The following is a 19,299-nucleotide window of genomic DNA, read 5'->3' as shown; positions in this document are numbered from 1 at the left end:
TTGCTGAGTTGGGTAATTGCACGGACTTGCCCACCCATTTGCATTCGACCGGACCAGTCATTTGCATCGGATTTGACCAGCACGACTCGTGGGCATGACCGGCAGAAATCGGCCGATTCTGTTGAAAAAGTCGGAATTTCAGGCTGGAAGAAGGCGACGTTGGCCCTCGCTTCAGAACCTGGTCACCACGTTGCGTGGCTTTCCAGTTCTGCGTTGACCGTTGCAGCTTGGTTAATAGGTTAATTTGAGGGTTTTTGCTGATTCCGGGCGTACCTATCCCGTGGTCGGCGGCCCTTGTGAGGTCAGTTTCGCCAGTCGTCTTAAATTCTGTACCGCAGCGGCCAAGGTAAATTCGTCGTTTGCACCGGTCATTCCTCGTAGCCTTAATCGATCCAGTTTCAGGATTCGTTTGAGATGAGCGAACAACATTTCGACCTTTTTGCGCTCATGGCGAGAGCGCACGTATTGTGGTGTTGCGGCAATTCGCCGAGCAACATTGCGTGCCGCCTCATGGACGCTACGGGCGATTTTTCGGAACGAGGTGTTTGGGCAGCAGCGCTCTTTCATTGAGCATTCAGAGCAGTCTGTTTGCCGGGATCGAAAGATGATGGTGTCGGCTTTCGTGACATGTGATCGCTGGTTCTTGAAGGCCCGCCACTCACTGCGCAGGGCGTGCCCCGTGGGGCAACGATATTCCTGCGCTTCTTCATTCCATTGAAAATCACTGATCGAGAGGCTCTCGTTCTTACGCTCGGTTTTGTCCCAAACCGGCACATGCGGCTCGATGTCTTTTTCGTTCACCATCCAGGCCAGCATCGGTGCGGTGCCGTAAGCGGTATCGCCGATGAGCCGATCCGGCTTGATGTCGAACTGTTCTTCGACCCGCTCGATCATGGTCTTGGTGCTCTCGACCTCGGCGGTTCGATGCGCTGGGGTCGGCTCCACATCCATGATCACGCCATGCTCGACATCAATCAGATAGTTCGTCGAGTAGGCGAAAAACGCCGGGCCTCCTGGCGCTGCGGTCCAACGAGAAAGTGGATCAGTCAATGACAGGCGCTTAGGCAGTGCTTCGCCTAACGCCTCTTCATCCAGCGCTTCAAGGTACTCACGCACGGCGCGAGTACTCAGCGCCGGATCGCGCCAGTTGATTTCATCATCGCCAGGTACGCCATGTTGCCGACTGGCATCTGCCTTGATGACGCTGGCGTCGACCGCAAACCCTTCGCCCTTGACCAGACCTGCGTCCATGCAGCGACGCAGCACCTCGTTGAACAGCCAGCGAAACAGCGAGCTGTCACGAAAGCGACCGTGCCGATTCTTGGAAAACGTAGAGTGATTGGGGATTTCGTCTTCGAGGCTTAAGCGGCAGAACCAGCGATATGCCAGGTTCAAATGAGCCTCTTCGCACAACCGACGTTCGGAGCGAATACCGTAGCAGTAGCCCACCACCAACAGGCGAATCATCAGTTCGGGATCAATCGATGGGCGCCCGATTGGGCTATAAAAATCGGCGAGATAATGGCGCAGATCGCTGAGATCAAGGCATCGATCAATGCTGCGCAGGAGGTGATTGGCTGGGATGTGATCTTCAATGTTGAACGAGTAAAACAGCCGCTCCTGCCCACTCGATAACTGTCCCATCATGCTGCGTATTCTCCCGCTGGCCGATGGAGTGATTTTGCCCCAGGCCAAACAGGAGAGCTACTTTTTCAACAGAATCGGCCAGAAGCGGACTTTGCGAACACATTAAATAAATCTGTGCCCTTATCGCTGTTTCGACATCGACGCTCGAACGGTTAGCAAACTGCCTAGTCGCACCTGCTCGTCGTGTTTACGCAGCGCCTCGGTATCGAGCTTAGCCGTCCGGGCATCGACGCATTGATTTGACTCCATCTGCTCAGCTACGTGATGTAGCCACCGACGGTTATTCCTGCCCCGACGAGCATCGCCCCTCCCCAGGTAACGATATTCCTAGCCTTGCAATGAACTCTCGAAGGCCTGTCACTTAGATCTGGCTTCATCCAATCACCTTATCCATGGCAAAAGTGAATTCGCACCCTTCACGCATTATTCGTTTTTTCAAAATTTTACTAGACAACCAGCACTCACCCACCTAGCTTCTAGGTAGTGGCTTTTTGCCAAAAAAAACAAAACTTGCTGCAAGGCTATTTAATCAATCGAATTAAGTGCCTCAATTTTAGATGGTTGAGGCATTTCAACCAAGCTGGCTTATTTTTTTGTATTTAAGGAGCGAAGATTGAAGAAAATTGACCTCCATATGCATACCATCTCCACAATCAGCGACTCACACTTCGAATTCTCACTAGAGAAACTTAAAGAATATGTTGAGCTAGCAGAGTTAGATGCTATCGCCATAACGAATCATGACATTTTTGACCTTGCTCAGTTTAATGAAATTTGTGAGGCACTAAACTGCGTTGTCTTTCCCGGCATTGAGATAAACTTAGACGCCGGGCACCTCCTTCTAATTTCAGAAAACCATGACCTTGAAGGCTTTCAACTTAAGGCGAATGAAGTAGCTAAGAAAGTGGTAGCAATCGGCGACTCAATCAATGTCGATGATTTGATGCGAATTTTTGGTGATCTTAACAATTATTTGCTAATCCCCCATTACGAAAAGAAGCCAAGCCTTCACGCAGAAACTATTAAAAGACTTAAGGATGTTATTTCTGCAGGTGAGGTCGACAGTCCTAAAAAATTTGTTCGCATGTCAAAAGATGAGACCGAACTTACACCAGTAATCTTCAGCGACATGCGATTTTACGTGGGGATGACTAAATTTCCAACAAGGCAGACTTACATAGATTGCGGAGATACATCATTAAAGTCGTTGAAGTTTGCCTTGCGCGACAGGAACAAAGTGTCTCTTTCCGAGCTTGATGGAAATTCAATTTTCCAAGTATTTGAGGATGAGCAATGCCTCTCAACTGGCCTAAATGTAATTCTTGGCGCTAGATCTTCGGGAAAAACCGAAACCTTAACCCAGATAAACAATAGCTGCGAAAATGTAAAATACATCCCTCAATTCTCTCTTGTACAAAGAGACGATGCCAACTACGAAAAAGAATTCAATGCAGATGTAACGCGCAAGAAAAGTATTTTTTCAGACAAGCACCTAGCTCCCTTCAAAACCGTATTAGACGATGTATTGAGTATCGACACTGAAGCCAATAAACGACGAGTCGCAGATTACTTAGATACTCTAATGAAGTCGGCTGAAGAGGCACAGAAATTTGATTCATTTTCCAGGGCTTCATTATTCAATGAAACCTTATTCGACTTAGATGAGCACGCATCGCTCACCGAACTTGTCGGCTCAGTAAGGCAGCTGATAGAAAATATTGAATTTAGAGACGTCATAGACAAGTATATCGATACAAGCGCCCTAAAGGCACTCGCCTGCGAATTAATAGTCATCTTGTGGTCCAAAGCCTACGAGAGAAAAAAGAAAAGCTTGGTAAATGACATTGTTCGCGAGGTTAAAAGCAAGCTCCAACTAAAGACCTCAGCAACTCAGATCAAAGATGTTGACCTTTATCGAGTCATGTTCGAGCACAAGAAACTTCTGAAGTTTAACGAAATCACCAAGCTGCTTCAGGAAGAGAAAACAATATACCAAGAAAGCTTTCAAGGGTTTAAGATCGTCTGTAAACAACGTGCGTTTCAAGGTGCAGGTGAAATCAAAAATGTTAGCGGCCAAAAGGTTGCTTTTAGTGATGCATTCAGAGATTACGCACATCCGGCCAAATACCTTTCCAGCCTGAAAGCAAACGAAGCATTCACTCCTTCAGAATTTTATAAATACTTTGCATGCATTGAGTATGAAATTTTGAACAAGGATGGCTTCAAGGTTTCTGGCGGAGAGCGTTCTGAATTTAGACTATTGCAAGAAATCAAGGATGCTCAAAACTTTGACTATCTGCTTATAGACGAGCCAGAGTCTTCATTTGACAATCTCTTCCTAAAGAGTGAAGTCAATCAAATGCTCAAAGAAATATCCAAAAGCATGCCAGTAGTTATTGTAACGCACAATAGCGTCGTAGGCGCGTCCATCAAAGCCGACTACATAATTTATACTGCCAAAGAACTTGAAGAAGAAAAGATAACATACAGAAGATATTCTGGACATCCTTCAAGCAGAGAATTAATCTCAACCGACGGTAAAAAAATTAATAATTTTAAAGTCACCATGGACTCTCTGGAAGCAGGCGAATCCGCCTACATGGAAAGGAAGACAGGATATGAAAATATTAAAAATTGAAAAAAGCCAAGGATACTATCGAGACATCGAAGGAAATTACGAAACCATTGATAAAATTGATAAAGCTGTCTTATTAGCACTCGTCAACCTAGCTCTTACCGACGATTTTGAAATTGATGAGTACAATGAAGAATATCTAAAAAACCAAGCTCACCAGATAATTTACAGAAGCATTAGCAGCAAGTTAATGGATTTGCATCGGAGGCGAAATCAATTTCGCGACGAGTCCGATCGGCTATATCTAGAAGAGTACGAAAAATACAAGGCTTGACGGCACTACATTTGTCTTGTCGCAAAGTTAGCTGGTTTGTTACAAAGCGCGGCGCGATGCGCCGCCATTCCAACAGAGGCATTGAAGTAAAAATTAAAGATTTGTATCTTCTGGCTATAAAAACAAGCTCCATATTTAGGACTTATTTCAGTTCTCCGCCTATATCTTGACCATTCCCGTTGCCTCGCCAACTCGCCTTATTGCGCCTCTTCGGAATGAAGACGACGTGACACTTATTGTCCCACTTCGTGTGAGCAAGGCTCGATTGGGTTTACCCTATCTCTTAGTAGAGACAGAAGGTTCCCGATGACAGCATCACACGATCAAATCTCAAGAAGTGCACCGGCCTAGCCGGGGGATTACCTTGTTTATTTATGAGGTTGTCGTCCGCTTCTGGCCGATTTGTGCCGGTTATGATTGACCGACATCGACCCAAAGCAGTCAACTCACTAAACGCATGTTCCACCGACAAAGAATGGGATTCGCTGAGTTTCCGCCTCGCTCATTACTCGCCAATCATTTGGCAAAATACCGTACTCGAACTCGGCGCTTTCCAGTGCCTCATCCAATCCAAGCATCAAGTGGTCGCCTTCAATTTGGAGTTCTCCGTAGTCCTTAAAGCGTATCTCCAGATACACCAGGTCATCGTCTTCGGCCTTCAGGCCGAAAAGCACGATAGCGGTAACGTCAGGTCGGAAATTGCTGATTTTCCTTACATAAGCAAATAGGTGATTTGTGTGCTGGGGCATGGCGTCGGCCGTATCTATTGATGGTGGGTTACTGCATTTTATATGACTGCTCCTTGGCGTCGGCTCAGCACAACCTCTCGCGCACAGCCCTCAACACCGCTTCGATGTGCCAGGTTTCGACGCCGATGGCGACTGCTTCGCCGGCATCAAGCACTAACTCGATTTGGGTGGTTATGCCTTGTTCGAGAAGCAGTCGCTGCGCGTCTTCAAGAAGCCTGCGTTTACCTGTGAGCCAAAGTCGTTGTTTGCCCGTCAGCAACGCAAGGGTTTGCGGATAGGTGCACTGCAGTTTTCGACGCAAATTGACCAGCGCCGGTTTGTCGCCTCGGTCAATTGCCGGGGTCAGTACATACTGGTTGCCCGACACTGCCTCCAGATCGTATTTGTCTTGCAGATACTCATCGACACTCATACAACTGACGACTGTCTCACGCTCGCCCGTCATGACGTTGATCAAGTGCGCGTTAACACCGACGTAGCAGAACTCCGTCATTCCGTGGACGACGTAATCCTCACTGTTGCTGCGAATAACCCAGTAATCACCGTTGGCGGAAAGCTCACATGACTGAATGACAAAACGCTCAGGTCTGCCATCTCTCATGACGCCGTCAAACAGGCCAAGCACGATTTCGCAGGCCTGCTCGGCGGTTAGCACGGCGTTGATCTCTGTCGCGCTTTGCCCAAGCCGAACAATGAACGCAGCCAGCCTGCCGACTTTCGTTCATAGAAGGGTGTGGTTTGTTTGAGGAAGTAATCGTTAAGGCCTGATTCCCCTTCGTGAACGCGATAGAGGTCAACGGGGTCGCCATCCGGAGCGGTATCCCCGGCAACGTTACCGGCTTCGCGCATGACCAGTTCAATATCTCCGTCCGCTTCGATACCAATGATCAGATGAGGCTTTTGATCAGACGATGCGTCATGCATCAACGCCAGAAATGCACGTTTTACGTTGCGATGTTTGGCGAGTAATTGTGTGAGCGAGTTGACCATCTTCGACGGATATTGCGACGGCTGTCCGAGCAGCACTTTGGTGTCTTTTTCGACCGTGCGCTGCATCGGCTTTTGGCCGATCTCGTCGGAGAGCAGATGGCGCACTTCCTCCGGGAAAAACTCTTTCCCGTAAGGAGACTTTGGATTGAGGAAAAGAGGGGTACCCAGTGTGATTTCAAACAGCGATCTGGCCGGGATCTCTACGTAGGACTCTTCGCTATCTATGGAAATTTGTAGTGTTTGCAACGAAGAAAAAAACGGGATGACAGCGGAGCCGTCAGGCTTTTGCCAATGCGCGATGCTGATGTTGCTACCAGCATCGAGGTTGACTTGCCCTTCGCCAGTGCCGGCAGTGCCAAGGACGTAGATAGTGGAATTCAACAGCGTCTTGAAAAAGTCAGGTCGATGGGCCGGTTCATCCGCCGCCAGCCTGAGTGATTTTTCAAGGGTGTTTTCTTGCTTGGTATCCATGATGTCCATCGGCAGTTCCATCAAAACAGACAAAAAGTGAGCGGCAAAGAGCGCGCAGTTTTTCACGCGACGGTGAAAACAGGAAGAACAGCAGGCTAATAAATCTGGAGCATACGGAGAGTCACCCTGAACGGTTTTCCAAGGATAGTTCCTCCATATCAGTGGTGGATGAAGAGCCAAATGCGGTTCGCCTCCAAGGGCAGCTTCTGGCCGACAGACGTCTATCATGACGGGCAGAAGCCGACCCGGGCTGACATCCTGACTTTGCGGCGGCAGGCAGTATAAGTGGAGTCGGGCTCGCACTCCGGTAACAGGAAGTGTTGACAGGGCTCAATGGATGTCAAAATGACACTATCGGTTGGCGGGTGTTATGCTCGATTTTCTAACCAGCCATGCTCATGGGTAGCTTATGTTTTTACGTCATCCTCTCTCGTCGATCCTCTTTTTGGCCTTGTTGGTTACAGGTTGCGTGAGCCAACCTGTTCCCCTGAAACCTGCGGAGCCGATCCACGTGGAGCCCCTGGGCCAGAGTCTGCCTCAGACTAGTTTACGCACTGTGTTGATGAACCAAATTATCAGCAATGACCCCGTTATCATTTCGTCGCTCAAGCCGGTACTCAGAGCCAATAACGACAACGATGGGCGTATTGCCGCGCTACGAAAGAAAGACGGTGGCGTGCTACCTGACGGTTACTGGACCCTCTACAAGCAAAACTTGGAAGCGCTCCAGTACGACCTAAATCACCAGCACGACGCTGCACGAACCCAGTACATCGAAACCTACCGCGACGAGTTGAGCCGAGTAGACGACGGTACACTTCAAGCCATGACCACGTCACCAAAAGCCTTGGATGAAAAGATTCGGCGCCAATGGAGTGCACGCATGAGCGATAGAGCCGCGCGCTACATGGTCACCAGTGAGCAATCACTGAACGCCGCCACTGATGCCCATCTCAACCGCATGGCGTTGATGGATCGGCAATACAACGTATGCTCGCTTAATCCCGAATGCTGGGATACAGCGGTTAAAAAGTGATTTGATTCGATCGGACCTTTTTCGTAGAAAGCTACCGATCATCACGGGCAGCTTTTGGCCGAAAGCTGACCTTTCAGCACAGTAGTCGGTCATCGGTATCGTTGTCCGGGAAGGGCGGTATCCGCTCGACATGGTTCAACCAACTCGCAGCGGATGCCGTGCGGTATCTCTACTTAACGAACTTCAGGCATGCGAACCCAGTCTTGATTTTCAGCTGTTGAATGGGTTCGATGCTCTCCTGGTCGCCGACTTTCTTGATGACGCCTACGCCGCAGAAATGTTCGTCGTGGTTGAAGATCGGAAGAATGCCTGACTTGGGCTTACTCCAGGAGCCTTGGATTAAGGTATAGCTGGCACCGTTCTGTGGCGTGAAGGAGAACGGTATCTGACAAACGCTGCTTCCTGCGAACTGCGCATAGGTCAGGATCAGCTCCTTATTCACGGCGACCCGAGATTCGATGTAGCCGCCGTTAGAGGGCAAGATGGTGTAACCCGCATAGCATCCATTGTCGCTGAACGTCATGGCATCCAGTCTCGCACCATTTCCAGCCTTGAGGCGAACCGTTGCGGAGGGCTCATCGGGGCCGGGAACGACATACTGCTTGCCCTGCAAAAACGAAGTGCAACCGCTAATTACCAACGCGCCCGCCAGTAAGATACAGCGACTGGACTTTTGATTGAGGTACATCCATCTCTCCCTGATTTCATTAGGTACCCTGACCATTCCGGGGCTTGGGGCTGCCAAACAGCGGGCTGATGATAATGTATTCGGTGATGTATCAATCAGTATTCAGGGCGTAGTGCACCAGACTGTAGCGCCCAAATACCCCCCCCGCTGTATCTGCTTCTACCTGAACATTGCCGGTTAGCATGGCTCCTCATCCAAGGAGGTATTACGCGATGCCAGACGCTACTAATCTCTACCTGTTCATTGTTGCCGCCTTGCTGCTGCTTATTGTGCCGGGCCCTAACATGGCAATCGTCACCAGCCACGCAGTTGCCCACGGCTGGCGAGCTGGCCTCGCGGCAGCACTCGGAATAACCCTGGCCGATTTGCTGATGACCGTCCTGGTTAGCGCGGGTCTAGGGGCGCTGGTGATGAGTTGGGCACCGGCGTTCGACTTGCTGCGGTGGGCAGGTGCTTGCTATCTGATGTGGCTGGCTTGGCAAGCATTGAAGGCTCCCCCTTCGGATACTGACACTCAACCTACGCAGGCTTCATTGCGGAAAATCTTTACCCGAGCCACGCTCAATAGCCTGTTAAACCCAAAAGCGCTGTTGTTCTTCATGGTATTCCTACCGCAATTCGTCACCGTAGGCAGCAGCAGCGTCACGTTGCAATTGATGTTCTTAGGTGTGCTGCTTGCGCTGATCGCTTTGGTGTTTCATTCCCTGCTCGGATTTTGCGCCGGACGGCTTCATGCGCGCCTGCGCAAAGGCTTGGTCTCCAAACGCCTGGGCGCTTATGGCTTCGCTGCGGTAATGGCTGCTCTGGCAGCACGCTTGGTCTTTCTAAACCGACCGGTTTAAAGACCCCAAGTCCGTCCGACGTCAAATGTTTCAACATCGCGCCAGGCCCGCGCACATCGATCAGATGTCAGGTTTTGTGAGGTTCTGGTGCGCGCTCGATGACAGGTTTTGACCGGTCGCTAGCGCTGCCAAAAAGCAGAAATCTGCCCGAAGCAGCCGGTCGCGGCAGCTTGAATAAAGCAGCAAGAATCGGATAGTAAGTACTGTACGACTTCCAGTCTGATACGACTCCAAACCAATAGGAGTTCGACCATGGCGTTCCGTATAACTGGCCTTTCCCCCGAGCCATTCCAGTCACTGTTTGGATTGCCCGACCAAGAGCTGGCATCTCTTGGGATGAAGCGTTACATCGTCGACAGCAACCCAGGGTTTCCTGACCGTATCGAAATGAAAGATGCGGAGCTAGGTCAGAGCGTGCTTTTACTCAACCATGTCTGTCAGCCAGCCAAAACGCCATACCGCGCCTCACACGCGATCTTCATACGGGAATGGGCGACGCAAGCTTATGACGCAGTCGATCAGGTACCTGAGTCTATGCGAATCCGCCTGCTATCACTTCGCGCGTTCACTGATGATGGGATGATGCTCGACGCCGACGTAGCGGATGGAATAGCAATAGAACCTGTAGTCACTCGGATGTTTGCCAATCCAGAGGTTAGTTACATTCACGTTCACAATGCCAAGCAGGGTTGCTACTCCGGGCGAATAGATCGGGCGTAGTCAACACAGGTCTTGGTGGCTCGTCCTTCTGTCGACTCTGCCGGTAACCGACTGGCCGGTATTGGTCGAGGCTCTCGGGAACCAATTGCTCACCTTGGATGCAGCGCTTCATGGGCCGCCCTGCTGAAGTATCATTACCCCATCGTAACGCTACGAGCCATGTGGATGACCTCCGACTAATCAGGGCTGCACTCCACATCTCAAAATTTCAGGGAAGATATACGTCAAATGCGTGAGCGAAAGGCAGCTCGATTACTAGTTATTAGCCCCTCCCGAGATGTCCTACTTTTCAAGTTTCTCCATAAAGACGGTGTCTTAGCCGGTAGAAATTACTGGGCCACCCCTGGCGGTGGTCTTGAGGACGGAGAAACATTCCACGCCGCTGCAATACGTGAACTGCGTGAGGAGACCGGCATTCAGATCAACACCGTTGTGGGGCCTGTGGCAGATCGGAGGTTTTCAATGCTCCTGCCCAGCGGCGAGACAGTATTCGCAGTTGAGCAGTATTTCGTTGTGCACGCGGAAAGCCAGATACTTTCTAGCTCCGAATGGACCTTACACGAGACTCAGGTCATGGCAGATCATAACTGGTGGTCCGCTCCCGAGCTGAGATCTACTGGAGAAACGGTATGGCCAGAGGCGTTAGTTGAGATGCTCGTGGATGCAGGTGTCTTCGAACCGGATGCATAACCGTCACCGCGAGTCCGTATGCGTTTTTACTCACTCTCGGTCGTTAGCGACCACTGCTCTGGCTAGCCATCCTTATCCTCCCACACGCGGAGGACTTGCCATGAACACCATCGCTACCTGCAGCCGTAAACCCTGGAACAAAGGAAAATTGGTAGGACAGAAAACCCCGCTCCGACTCAGAGATATCTGGGCCATCCGAGTAAGACTTCAAATTGCAGAAAGAACCCGGGATCTGGCTCTCGTCGATCTGGCTATCGACAGCAAGCTTCGAGCCTGCGACTTAACCAAGCTCCGTGTGCGCGACGTTACACATGGCGAGCACGTGTCATCACGAGCCATGGTGATGCAGCAGAAAACGCAGCGGCCAGTGCAGTTTGAGATCACTGAGCAAACACTGTCTGCTCTCGCGGCCTGGATACATCAAGCCCAGCTCCGTAACGAGGACTGCCTTTTTCCGAGCCGGTTGCATGCCTCCGACCATCTATGCACTCGTCAATACGCTCGTATCGTCAAAGGCTGGGTAAAAGCCGTAGGCCTTGATCCAGCCATGTATGGCACTCACACAATGAGACGTACGAAGGCATCACTGATCTATCGCAGGACGAAGAACCTGCGGGCGGTTCATCTGTTGCTCGGCCATACGAAGCAGGAGAGCACCGCTCGATATCTAGGGATTGAGGTTGATGACGCTCTGGAGATGGCGGAACAGACCGAGGTTTGACCATGCATAGCGACGGTCGAAGCCAAGCCGTCGCTAACCGGCCATGTGCGGACGCGGCGGACGCAACGGTTTCCGCCCCGTAGAGGAACCAAATCCAACCGCACTGCCACCACTAGGCGGACGCTATTAGTCGCTGCGCTGACCAACAGCTGACCCAGGCAGTGTGTCGCGCATGATGTACATCAATCTTATTACAGCAATTACGAGTACGTTGCAGATAACGGTAATCGACGTTAAGCGATGTACCAGCTCCTGTGGAGCGTCGGCGATGGTTGCTCATCGTGCGAAACCATCTATTTGTCGTATGGATTGGGAGCGTGCTCGATGGACCGTGAACTTGTACTTGCGATGGTTGTGCTCGGCTTAGGTTCGATCACGCCAGCCAGCGCGGCACCAGAACCGGCGCCCAGTGCGGCTCCTATCAGCGCCACGCTGAAGAGGGCCGACACGCGCGAATTTCCTGGCCTGCCTATCGGCACTTTCGTCGCACTTCCTCAGGTCGTGCTTTCAGCGACCCGCGACGACAACATCTACGCCCAGCGTACCGATGAAACCGAAGACACCATCTTCACCCTGTCACCGTCGCTGCTACTGCAATCGGACTGGGAACGGCACGAACTGAGCGTGGATCTCGGCGCCGACCTCGACCGCTATCAGGACGCCGATTCCGAAGACGTGGAGGACTTCTGGTTGGGCCTCGACGGTGCCCGCGAGTTGACCGAGCAAACGCAAGTATTCGGGGGCGTACGCCACACCCGCGATCATGAGGATCGCTATGTCCCCGGCGCTGCCGGGCCGGAGTTGCAACGCGAGCCCACCCGCTACGAGCACGATGAAGCATACCTGGGGGGTGCCAGCGAGATCGGTCGCCTGCGTCCTACGACAGCGACGACTACTACAACGCTCGCACCCTCGCCGGCGGTCGCATCGACAATGCCGATCGCAAGCACAACCTGAGTTCGCTAGCTGCGGTAAGGGACCGAAGTACATGGGCGACCAGCCCAGCGATGAGGAATCATCGCACCACCCCGACGACGAAGAGCACGAGCGTTGATGCGTCGCCGGTAATATTCAGACGAGGAGATACCCATGAAAAGCATCAAATTCGCCATCGGCCTTTCAATGGCCCTACTATCCGGTGCAGCGTTGGCGCAGTCCTCCGACGTCCAGGGCGCGGCCGGTAACAGCGAGCAGGTCTTCGGCTCGCAGATCATGACCCAGCAAGAACGCCTGGAATACCGCAACCGCATGCGGCAAGCCACCACTCAACAAGAGCGCGAGCAGATTCGCGTCCAGCACCATGAACAGATGCGTGAGCGAGCCAAAGAACGGGGTGTGACGTTGCCGGAAGATCCACCCGCGCGCGGCATGGGCGGCGGCATGGGCGGCGGCGCAGGCGGTGGTATGGGTGGCGGCATGGGTAAAGGGGGAAGCTGAATCGACTTACGAAGTTGGGCGCGCTGAGCCACTTACGGGCGCTTTATTACGGGCGGTCCGTGGGTTCTAGTTTCACCGCGCTACGCCCGTGCTCGCAAAGCGACGCCCAATTTGCAGCTCGAAGTAAAGGCAGTACTGGTCGAACGCAGCGCCTTTCAGCGTCTGCTTCTGGCCGAGGCTGTGTAAAAACGGTTTTGAGCGCGTCAGGGCTCAAAACCGGACTAAAAATCGCGTTTCTACGCGAAATCCACATCTGCTGACGTGCCGATAAATTTCAGATTTAACGTAGACGCGCACACTTCAATTTTGACGAAGCGTTTTTACACACTCTGGGCCAGAAGCGAACGCTTGCAAGTGACCGCTTTCGACCGATTCTGTTGAAAAAGACGGCTTCGAATTCCACGCCAGAAAGGTACGCGCCTGAGATTGAAATCTGAACTTTTGGCAGAAGGTTCAGGACTCGAATTTCGCGTAGCAGCGTGCAACAGAGGTGTTTCATCCATCAATATTCGAGTGTTTTGGGAAAACCGTCTTTTTCAACACAATCGGCCGATTTCTACCTGTCGCGACCGACAGAAGTTAGCCATCAATCCCCAGTGACTAACCCAGAACCTAGACAGCCATGCACTGACCTGCCGAGGAGCGGGCGCAAGGTCATCGCCAGCCGTTTCGGCATTGAGGTTGCCATGCCTGCAATCTCGAGAACCTTGTATTCCGCGGTTTCGCCAAGCCGTCCCAAGGCGATTTGAGGCTGCTGTCGCGGCAGTTATTTCGAATGGCTCTACTGCCAATAGCGTAATGGCAAGTTGCCTTTATTTGCTTTGTCTATCCTCCCACTCGCCTGACCGAGATGCTTTGCCAAGGTCCTCGCGACCACAAGGCTCAAGGTGGTTCGGCACCACGCCTGCAGGTAAGCGTGTGGGGTCGACATAGGGCACGCCCGACGCTTGCGTCGAAACCTTACAAGGAGTTCTCTCATGGCAATTCCTACCACCAGTTGTGACGTCCAGGTGCAAATCTGGGTCGACGACAATGCAGTGACCAATGGCTCCACCGCTGGGGTCTATCTGGTCGATAACCGTATCTCTGCTGGCACCACCCACGAAGGCACCGCCAACCTGAATACTGCTGCGTCCAAAGGCAGTAATGTCTGCTGGCAAGTGTTCCTGATCAATCCCAAGTCGACCTCGCAGGTCTCCATTGCCGCCTTCGGTAACTCGAGCGCCTGGGGCTTCAGTGGCCAGCCGCAAACCGCTTCGGATAACGCGAGCGCGTACACCGGCACCGTGCAGAACGCAGGTACCGCGTCCTACCCGGTATCCCTCAACGTACAGGTGGCGGGCGGCTCCGGTATCACCGTGAAGCTCAACCCCAGCGTGACTGTCTCTGCCTAAGGAAGGAGCACGACAATGAGTGGCCAAAAAAGTACTGCCCAGGTGTGGACGGCTGATTCGCAGGTGCTAGCCGGCATCGCCAATCCGCAAACCGCAATCACCATTGCCATCGATACCGCATATGTACTCGGCACTGGTGGCGGGAACATTTCCACCGGTGTGTACATGTTCGACAATCGTCTGAGCAATGACAGCAGCGGCGAAGGAACGCTGGAACTGCGCACCCACTGCAACATCGGGGACTACCTCGGCTTCGAGGTGGTTCCGATCGATCCGAACGCTGGCGACACGGTGTCCATCACCGGCTTCCAAATTTCCCAGGGCAGTGTGTTCGGCAGCGATGGCTACCCGATGCAAGTCGGTGCCGCGGGTAACTATTGGGTGGGCCTGGCTCGCAACGCATCGTCTCAGACCACCTACCAGATCCAGGTCAAGGTGACCTCTGGAGGGCTTCGGCCATCGACACGTTTCATCCAATGGGACCCCTACATTGGTACGAACTGATTAGCTGAACCCGCGGAAGGAGCGTGGCTCCTTCCGTCCCCTACCCCTAATAGCCCCTAGTTCCCAGACACCTTTGAGTGACGTCTTTTGACTGTGGACTCAACCAGTTACGACAGGCAGAAAACAGCCAGAAACAACCCTTCGACATGGCTACAAAACCAGAGGGGGTTTACTCATAACCGAGATGCGCTCCAACCCCAACTTCAACAGTTCCTTACGTAGCAGCGCGCGCTCAAGCACAGCCATTCCGGCATGCCATTCGATCGACAGCAATTGGCTCAACTTTTGTTGACTGACCAAGGGCTCAGCCAGAAAGTAGCTTCTGCACTCGCGGATGCTGATGACGTTCAACAGCCAGTCGCCCCCCTGCGCCGCCAACCAGTGACCGATCGTTGAACGATGCGTTCGGATCAGCGCACTGGCATCCCACACCGCCATCTGCGCAAAAACCTGCGGCAGGTTGCTATCGGCTTTCAGCCGCTTCATATCCACCGCCAATGCGCCAATCAGGTCTGACTCGATAGTGGCTTGGCACTCGGCGAAATACCGCTCAGGCCAGTCCGCTTCCAGTTTCGCCTGCTGTGCGAGGACTTCATAAGCCCGAATATCCGATTGGGTGGTCAACTGCCCGGTGAAATTCAGGGTGTTGTCCAGAATCGCCGTGGCCAGCAACACCGCACTTTTTTTGCTGATCTGCGGCAACAGCTCTGCCGACTCCCAACGCTGAAAAATCAGAGTCGCCGCTGCGCCGATCGGCAGGATGTCCGCCGCAGATCCGAGCTTCTGCGCCCAATAGTTTTCAAAGCCTGGGTGATGGTCAATGACCTCCACCACCTGTTCAAGCACCACCGCCGGGTCGAAATGTTGGTAGTCGGAGACATCCACCAACACGAACTCATCACCCGCCCTCGGCAGATAATCGTCCAGAGATGATTGCCATCCGAGCACGGTCTTGGAGATGCTGGCATTGAGCGGGGCGCTACTGACGGCCCGAGCATCAACGCCCTGGAGATTCAACAGCTCGGCGTACGCAATGCAACAGGCATACGCGTCGATGTCCAGGTAGGCCGAGCCTGAGGTCACCACCTTCATGACACGTGGGCCACAGCGTGAGTTGTCGAGACAGTCGAAGGCCGCTTCAGCGCTTGGGCGATCCCCTCCAGAAACCGCTCATACGCCAATTGACACGGTTCTTCGTCGATGGAAATGCGCAGCGTGGCCGCGGCTGTTTGCGACAGAATCTTCGTCAATACATTGGATGGGATTTTGCACCCGCCCCCACCACTCTCAGACTTATCCATGCGCTGACAAAACATCGACATTAAAATCAATTTTCCATATTTAAAACAGCGTATTAGCGCACTGAAACACTCGGTTGCGTCCTATTTTCCGGCGACCAAACTCGCATGGGTTCATTGCAGGAACATGACAAAATAAAGGCATTTTGAAGACCGGCGAATGTGAGTGCGTAATGCGGTATGAACCATTCACGGAGGGCTGCACACCGTTGAAGTCGTTGGGGACTATTCGCTCACCAAATGGATTACCGTCTTGCCCTTGCCGCGACCTTCCGCGACCTGGCGAAACGCTTCGTTGACTTCATTCAGTCCAAATGGCTGCTGATCTATCCGGATCGTCAGTTGCCCGGCATTTGCCAGCGCGGCGGCCTCGCGCAGGATAGCTCCGTGGTTTTCGCGCCCCTTGCCTGTGAGCAACGGCGTCAGAGTAAATACGCCCGAGTAGGTTGCGCTTTTAAACGACAGCGGCGCGAGGCTGTGCTGCCCCCAACCCAGGCAGCTCAGTACGTGCCCGGTATAAGGCTTCACTGCCTTGAACGCCGCATCCAGGGTGCTGCCTCCCACCGTGTCGTAGACGATGTCGAAACCTTCCCCCGCCGTATGCTGCTCGACATAGTCATCTACGCGCTGCGCACGGTAGTCAATAGCCGTTGCACCCAGTGAGCGAATGAAGTCGAGACTCGCCGCCGAACCGGTGGCATAGACTTCGGCACCGCGAGCCTTTGCCAGTTGCACAGCCACTTGGCCGACCCCGCCTGCGCCGCCATGAATCAGCACACGTTGACCTGCACGGACATTGGCGCGATCCACCAACCCTTCCCACGCTGTGATGAATACCAAAGGCAATGCGGCCGCCTCACGCATGTCGAGTCTGTGCGGCTTTAACGCGATCAGACGCGCATCCACGGCAATGTACTCGGCCATAGTGCCCTGGGCGCCGCCGATCCCGCCGGCCATACCGAAGACTTCCTGGCCAGGGGTGAAGCCTTCAACCGCCTCGCCCAGTCCGATGACCGTTCCGGCGAGGTCCAGGCCGAGTACTGCCGGCAGCGCCTGACGGGCGTGGGCGCCTGCGCCGATCGCGATCTTGGTATCGAGAGGATTGACCCCCGCGGCGTGAACCCTGATCAGGACCTGCCCTTTACCTGGAACAGGGCGAGCGATGTGGCGGACGGTCAGAGGGACCTGGGCAGATTCGGCGATAGCGGCAAGCATGGTGTGATTCATGACGCAAACCCTATGATTGAATGGACGCTTACAGGTTGCCGCGCTTTCATTGTTCCGATAAGAAACTGAATTTGCATATGACTTATTCCACAAAGAGGCCTAATTGCCGATGGACCTGTTCGACAACATGCACATCTTTGTACGCGTCGTGGAGCGCGGGTCGTTTTCTGCGGTAGCTCGAGAGCTGAACATGGGGCAGCCGGCAGTGAGCAAGCAGGTCCGCGCGCTGGAGCAGTATCTGGGCGGGCCATTGTTCGCCCGCAGCACCCGGCACCTGGCCCTGACCGACCAGGGCCAACGCTTCTACAGCCACTGCCAAGAAATTCTCGGCCACCTCGAAACCGCCACGCTTAGCTTTGCCTGCGGCCAGGAGCAGATCGCAGGTCCCCTGAGAGTAACGGCACCGGTCAGTTACGGGAGGTTGTGCATAGCGCCGCTGGTAGGGCCTTTTCTGCAGCGCTATCCCGAGGTCCGGATTGACCTGCGGCTGAGCGATTACAATGAAGACCTGCTCAAGGAAAACATCGACCTTGCGATCCGGATCGGGACGGTCAAGAGCGAGGGATTGGTGGCAATGTCTCTGGGTACCAGCACGCGGCGGGTCTATGCCGCGCCCGCCTATCTGGATCTACACGGTCTGCCACGCGAGCCCGATGACCTGACAGGCCACAACTGCATCGGTTTCACGTTGCTGGAGCACTATGACACCTGGCACTTCAAGCACGGTGCAGGAGAGTTCGATGTGGCTATCAAAGGCAACGTCACCAGCAACAGCAGCGATGCCATCCGTGAAATGGTCCTCTGCGGCCTGGGCATTTCTCTTTCTCCAGAATGGCTGTTCGCAGCTGACGTCGAACAAGGCAACGTTCGTAGCGTGCTCAACGATTATCAGAACACCGCGCTGCCTGTAAGTGCCGTGTTCAGTCGTGAGCGGCGACATTCAGCGCGGACGATGGCGTTCATCGATTTTCTCCGGGCACACCTGTGAGGGTTTCCACACTGAGCCCAGGACCGTGATCATTCCTGCGATTGCGCCACCAATCGGTTAGACGTCATCCCCTAGTGTGCTGGAGCCATTCCTTCGGGCTTGCACCAACTTTGCGCCGAAAAGTACGGGCTAACGCAGACGGACTTTCATAGCCAACCTCATCGGCAATCAACGCGATGGGGCGCCCTTCACGCAGGCGCTTCTGCGTCAAGCTGATTCGCCAGTTCGCCAGATAATCTGCAGGGGTACTACCCACCGTCTCGCGAAAGTGCGCAGCAAAGCTGGCGCGTGACATACCTGAGCGATCCGCCAACTCCGCCACGGACCAATTGCGCTGTGGTTCGTTGTGGATGCCTACAAGCGCGCGGGACAGCTGAGCATTAGCCAATCCGGCCATCATCCCTGACGCAATGCTACGACTGGCGATGAGGTGGCGAAGCAGCTGAATCACCATCAGCTCGAACAGACGGTTGAGGATGACATCACGGCCACACTCGTCGCCGAAGGCTTCTTCAAATAGCCAGTCGAGGGTGCCACTCAGCCCCTGCAATTCACGAAGTGGCTTGATGATGAAATCCGGTAAAGCCAGAGTCAGGGGATTGTTCGCCCCGCCATCAAATTGCAAGGTTGCACAGACCAACTCCGCTTCATCTGCTTCGATCGCCAGCAACTGATGCTCCTGCGGGCGCACCGCCAGAATCAGGCTGGGTTCCGTCAACTCAATGAGCTGGCCGCGCTTGTCCCTTAGGGCCAGGCGTCCCGAACGCAGTAAATGTGCGTGTCCGAAACTACCCTGCCCATAGAGGTTGGTTGTTCCGCAAAAACCACCCTGGTGAAACGTGGACGCGTGCAGATTGAAGTGTTTAAGCAGTGTCGATAATCGGTCCATGGCTCGCTCAAATTTAGACGATCTGTTGCATAAGTTCGACGATCTGAATCCGAAAGGAAAGTCTGCCTCCCTAATATTGACACCAGGCTTGATCGACAA

Annotated in this window: 20 protein-coding genes; 12 read left to right on the top strand and 8 right to left on the bottom strand. The window is 53.4% G+C overall.

Annotation, left to right across the window (positions count from 1 at the left end; translation table 11 throughout):
* Positions 1 to 273 precede the first annotated feature (273 nt).
* Positions 274 to 1,647, bottom strand: coding sequence for a transposase (locus RGV59_RS09425; RefSeq protein WP_102617297.1), 1,374 nt, complete (start codon positions 1,645 to 1,647; stop codon positions 274 to 276).
* A gap of 613 nt (positions 1,648 to 2,260) precedes the next feature.
* On the opposite strand from RGV59_RS09425, the gene RGV59_RS09420 reads away from it, so the two are divergent.
* Positions 2,261 to 4,285 (top strand): phosphotransferase, encoded by a 2,025-nt coding sequence (locus RGV59_RS09420; RefSeq protein WP_322246937.1) that lies wholly within the window; start codon positions 2,261 to 2,263, stop codon positions 4,283 to 4,285.
* On the top strand, positions 4,266 to 4,556 hold the full coding sequence (locus RGV59_RS09415; RefSeq protein ID WP_079442802.1) for a hypothetical protein: 291 nt from the start codon (positions 4,266 to 4,268) through the stop codon (positions 4,554 to 4,556). Before RGV59_RS09420 ends, RGV59_RS09415 begins: the two co-directional genes overlap by 20 nt.
* 449 nt (positions 4,557 to 5,005) lie before the next feature.
* Here RGV59_RS09415 and RGV59_RS09410 read toward each other — a convergent pair whose 3' ends face one another.
* From RGV59_RS09410 to sseB, 3 genes are all read right to left on the bottom strand, one after another.
* Positions 5,006 to 5,305: a hypothetical protein gene (locus RGV59_RS09410; protein WP_079442801.1), complete on the bottom strand. Its 300-nt coding sequence runs from the start codon at positions 5,303 to 5,305 to the stop codon at positions 5,006 to 5,008.
* A 64-nt stretch (positions 5,306 to 5,369) separates the two neighbouring features.
* Entirely contained in the window at positions 5,370 to 5,960 is a 591-nt protein-coding gene (locus tag RGV59_RS09405; protein WP_256580890.1) for a hypothetical protein, read from the bottom strand.
* On the bottom strand, positions 5,954 to 6,775 hold the full coding sequence (sseB, locus tag RGV59_RS09400) for an enhanced serine sensitivity protein SseB (protein ID WP_102618057.1): 822 nt from the start codon (positions 6,773 to 6,775) through the stop codon (positions 5,954 to 5,956). The genes RGV59_RS09405 and sseB overlap by 7 nt, the downstream gene beginning before the upstream one ends.
* Positions 6,776 to 7,328: 553 nt before the next feature.
* Between sseB and RGV59_RS09395 the strand changes: the two genes are divergently transcribed.
* Positions 7,329 to 7,802, top strand: coding sequence for a hypothetical protein (locus tag RGV59_RS09395; protein ID WP_256580889.1), 474 nt, complete (start codon positions 7,329 to 7,331; stop codon positions 7,800 to 7,802).
* Between the two features lie 169 nt (positions 7,803 to 7,971).
* Here RGV59_RS09395 and RGV59_RS09390 read toward each other — a convergent pair whose 3' ends face one another.
* Entirely contained in the window at positions 7,972 to 8,490 is a 519-nt protein-coding gene (locus RGV59_RS09390) for a hypothetical protein (protein WP_102618056.1), read from the bottom strand.
* A gap of 212 nt (positions 8,491 to 8,702) precedes the next feature.
* Between RGV59_RS09390 and RGV59_RS09385 the strand changes: the two genes are divergently transcribed.
* The 8 genes from RGV59_RS09385 (at position 8,703) to RGV59_RS09350 (ending at position 14,798) form a co-directional block, all read left to right on the top strand.
* The gene (locus RGV59_RS09385) at positions 8,703 to 9,332 is read left to right on the top strand and encodes a LysE family translocator (RefSeq protein WP_079442797.1); all 630 of its coding nucleotides are present in this window, start codon (positions 8,703 to 8,705) and stop codon (positions 9,330 to 9,332) included.
* Positions 9,333 to 9,584: 252 nt separating this feature from the next.
* Positions 9,585 to 10,052 carry a DUF1203 domain-containing protein gene (locus RGV59_RS09380; protein WP_057005668.1) on the top strand — a complete coding sequence of 156 codons (468 nt, stop codon included), beginning with the start codon at positions 9,585 to 9,587 and terminating at the stop codon, positions 10,050 to 10,052.
* A gap of 228 nt (positions 10,053 to 10,280) precedes the next feature.
* On the top strand, positions 10,281 to 10,742 hold the full coding sequence (locus tag RGV59_RS09375; RefSeq protein ID WP_126587098.1) for an NUDIX hydrolase: 462 nt from the start codon (positions 10,281 to 10,283) through the stop codon (positions 10,740 to 10,742).
* 100 nt (positions 10,743 to 10,842) lie between these two features.
* The gene (locus tag RGV59_RS09370; RefSeq protein ID WP_126587096.1) at positions 10,843 to 11,463 is read left to right on the top strand and encodes a tyrosine-type recombinase/integrase; all 621 of its coding nucleotides are present in this window, start codon (positions 10,843 to 10,845) and stop codon (positions 11,461 to 11,463) included.
* Positions 11,464 to 11,787: 324 nt separating this feature from the next.
* Positions 11,788 to 12,420, top strand: a complete 633-nt coding sequence (locus RGV59_RS09365; RefSeq protein WP_185833610.1) for an outer membrane beta-barrel protein — start codon at positions 11,788 to 11,790, stop codon at positions 12,418 to 12,420.
* A gap of 132 nt (positions 12,421 to 12,552) precedes the next feature.
* Positions 12,553 to 12,900 carry a hypothetical protein gene (locus RGV59_RS09360; protein WP_017844468.1) on the top strand — a complete coding sequence of 116 codons (348 nt, stop codon included), beginning with the start codon at positions 12,553 to 12,555 and terminating at the stop codon, positions 12,898 to 12,900.
* 977 nt (positions 12,901 to 13,877) lie between these two features.
* On the top strand, positions 13,878 to 14,294 hold the full coding sequence (locus tag RGV59_RS09355) for a hypothetical protein (protein WP_017844470.1): 417 nt from the start codon (positions 13,878 to 13,880) through the stop codon (positions 14,292 to 14,294).
* Positions 14,295 to 14,309: 15 nt separating this feature from the next.
* Complete coding sequence (locus RGV59_RS09350; protein ID WP_017844471.1) at positions 14,310 to 14,798, top strand: hypothetical protein; 489 nt, start codon at positions 14,310 to 14,312, stop codon at positions 14,796 to 14,798.
* A 150-nt stretch (positions 14,799 to 14,948) separates the two neighbouring features.
* Here RGV59_RS09350 and RGV59_RS09345 read toward each other — a convergent pair whose 3' ends face one another.
* Both RGV59_RS09345 and RGV59_RS09340 read right to left on the bottom strand, forming a co-directional pair.
* The gene (locus RGV59_RS09345; protein WP_126587092.1) at positions 14,949 to 15,890 is read right to left on the bottom strand and encodes a DHH family phosphoesterase; all 942 of its coding nucleotides are present in this window, start codon (positions 15,888 to 15,890) and stop codon (positions 14,949 to 14,951) included.
* 431 nt (positions 15,891 to 16,321) lie between these two features.
* Positions 16,322 to 17,323, bottom strand: coding sequence for a zinc-dependent alcohol dehydrogenase family protein (locus RGV59_RS09340; protein WP_046384790.1), 1,002 nt, complete (start codon positions 17,321 to 17,323; stop codon positions 16,322 to 16,324).
* Positions 17,324 to 17,432: 109 nt separating this feature from the next.
* Between RGV59_RS09340 and RGV59_RS09335 the strand changes: the two genes are divergently transcribed.
* Positions 17,433 to 18,311 carry a LysR family transcriptional regulator gene (locus tag RGV59_RS09335; RefSeq protein WP_104904003.1) on the top strand — a complete coding sequence of 293 codons (879 nt, stop codon included), beginning with the start codon at positions 17,433 to 17,435 and terminating at the stop codon, positions 18,309 to 18,311.
* 64 nt (positions 18,312 to 18,375) lie between these two features.
* On the opposite strand, the gene RGV59_RS09330 is transcribed toward RGV59_RS09335, so the two are convergent.
* The gene (locus RGV59_RS09330; protein ID WP_102618047.1) at positions 18,376 to 19,200 is read right to left on the bottom strand and encodes an AraC family transcriptional regulator; all 825 of its coding nucleotides are present in this window, start codon (positions 19,198 to 19,200) and stop codon (positions 18,376 to 18,378) included.
* Positions 19,201 to 19,299: the final 99 nt, after the last annotated feature.

Origin of the sequence: Pseudomonas sp. FG1 (genome assembly GCF_034313875.1) — a bacterium.
Lineage (GTDB): Bacteria > Pseudomonadota > Gammaproteobacteria > Pseudomonadales > Pseudomonadaceae > Aquipseudomonas > Aquipseudomonas veronii.
This window is presented reverse-complemented; position numbering and strand designations above follow the sequence as displayed.

What these genes read in the sequence shown, in the direction of transcription:
- RGV59_RS09425 (WP_102617297.1), bottom strand. Translation starts at nt 1,647, where the DNA reads ATGATGGGACAGTTATCGAGTGGGCAGGAGCGGCTGTTTTACTCGTTC.
- RGV59_RS09415 (WP_079442802.1), top strand. Translation starts at nt 4,266, where the DNA reads ATGAAAATATTAAAAATTGAAAAAAGCCAAGGATACTATCGAGACATC.
- RGV59_RS09410 (WP_079442801.1), bottom strand. Translation starts at nt 5,305, where the DNA reads ATGCCCCAGCACACAAATCACCTATTTGCTTATGTAAGGAAAATCAGC.
- sseB (WP_102618057.1), bottom strand. Translation starts at nt 6,775, where the DNA reads ATGGACATCATGGATACCAAGCAAGAAAACACCCTTGAAAAATCACTC.
- RGV59_RS09395 (WP_256580889.1), top strand. Translation starts at nt 7,329, where the DNA reads ATGAACCAAATTATCAGCAATGACCCCGTTATCATTTCGTCGCTCAAG.
- RGV59_RS09390 (WP_102618056.1), bottom strand. Translation starts at nt 8,490, where the DNA reads ATGTACCTCAATCAAAAGTCCAGTCGCTGTATCTTACTGGCGGGCGCG.
- RGV59_RS09385 (WP_079442797.1), top strand. Translation starts at nt 8,703, where the DNA reads ATGCCAGACGCTACTAATCTCTACCTGTTCATTGTTGCCGCCTTGCTG.
- RGV59_RS09380 (WP_057005668.1), top strand. Translation starts at nt 9,585, where the DNA reads ATGGCGTTCCGTATAACTGGCCTTTCCCCCGAGCCATTCCAGTCACTG.
- RGV59_RS09375 (WP_126587098.1), top strand. Translation starts at nt 10,281, where the DNA reads ATGCGTGAGCGAAAGGCAGCTCGATTACTAGTTATTAGCCCCTCCCGA.
- RGV59_RS09370 (WP_126587096.1), top strand. Translation starts at nt 10,843, where the DNA reads ATGAACACCATCGCTACCTGCAGCCGTAAACCCTGGAACAAAGGAAAA.
- RGV59_RS09365 (WP_185833610.1), top strand. Translation starts at nt 11,788, where the DNA reads ATGGACCGTGAACTTGTACTTGCGATGGTTGTGCTCGGCTTAGGTTCG.
- RGV59_RS09360 (WP_017844468.1), top strand. Translation starts at nt 12,553, where the DNA reads ATGAAAAGCATCAAATTCGCCATCGGCCTTTCAATGGCCCTACTATCC.
- RGV59_RS09355 (WP_017844470.1), top strand. Translation starts at nt 13,878, where the DNA reads ATGGCAATTCCTACCACCAGTTGTGACGTCCAGGTGCAAATCTGGGTC.
- RGV59_RS09350 (WP_017844471.1), top strand. Translation starts at nt 14,310, where the DNA reads ATGAGTGGCCAAAAAAGTACTGCCCAGGTGTGGACGGCTGATTCGCAG.
- RGV59_RS09345 (WP_126587092.1), bottom strand. Translation starts at nt 15,890, where the DNA reads ATGAAGGTGGTGACCTCAGGCTCGGCCTACCTGGACATCGACGCGTAT.
- RGV59_RS09340 (WP_046384790.1), bottom strand. Translation starts at nt 17,323, where the DNA reads ATGAATCACACCATGCTTGCCGCTATCGCCGAATCTGCCCAGGTCCCT.
- RGV59_RS09335 (WP_104904003.1), top strand. Translation starts at nt 17,433, where the DNA reads ATGGACCTGTTCGACAACATGCACATCTTTGTACGCGTCGTGGAGCGC.
- RGV59_RS09330 (WP_102618047.1), bottom strand. Translation starts at nt 19,200, where the DNA reads ATGGACCGATTATCGACACTGCTTAAACACTTCAATCTGCACGCGTCC.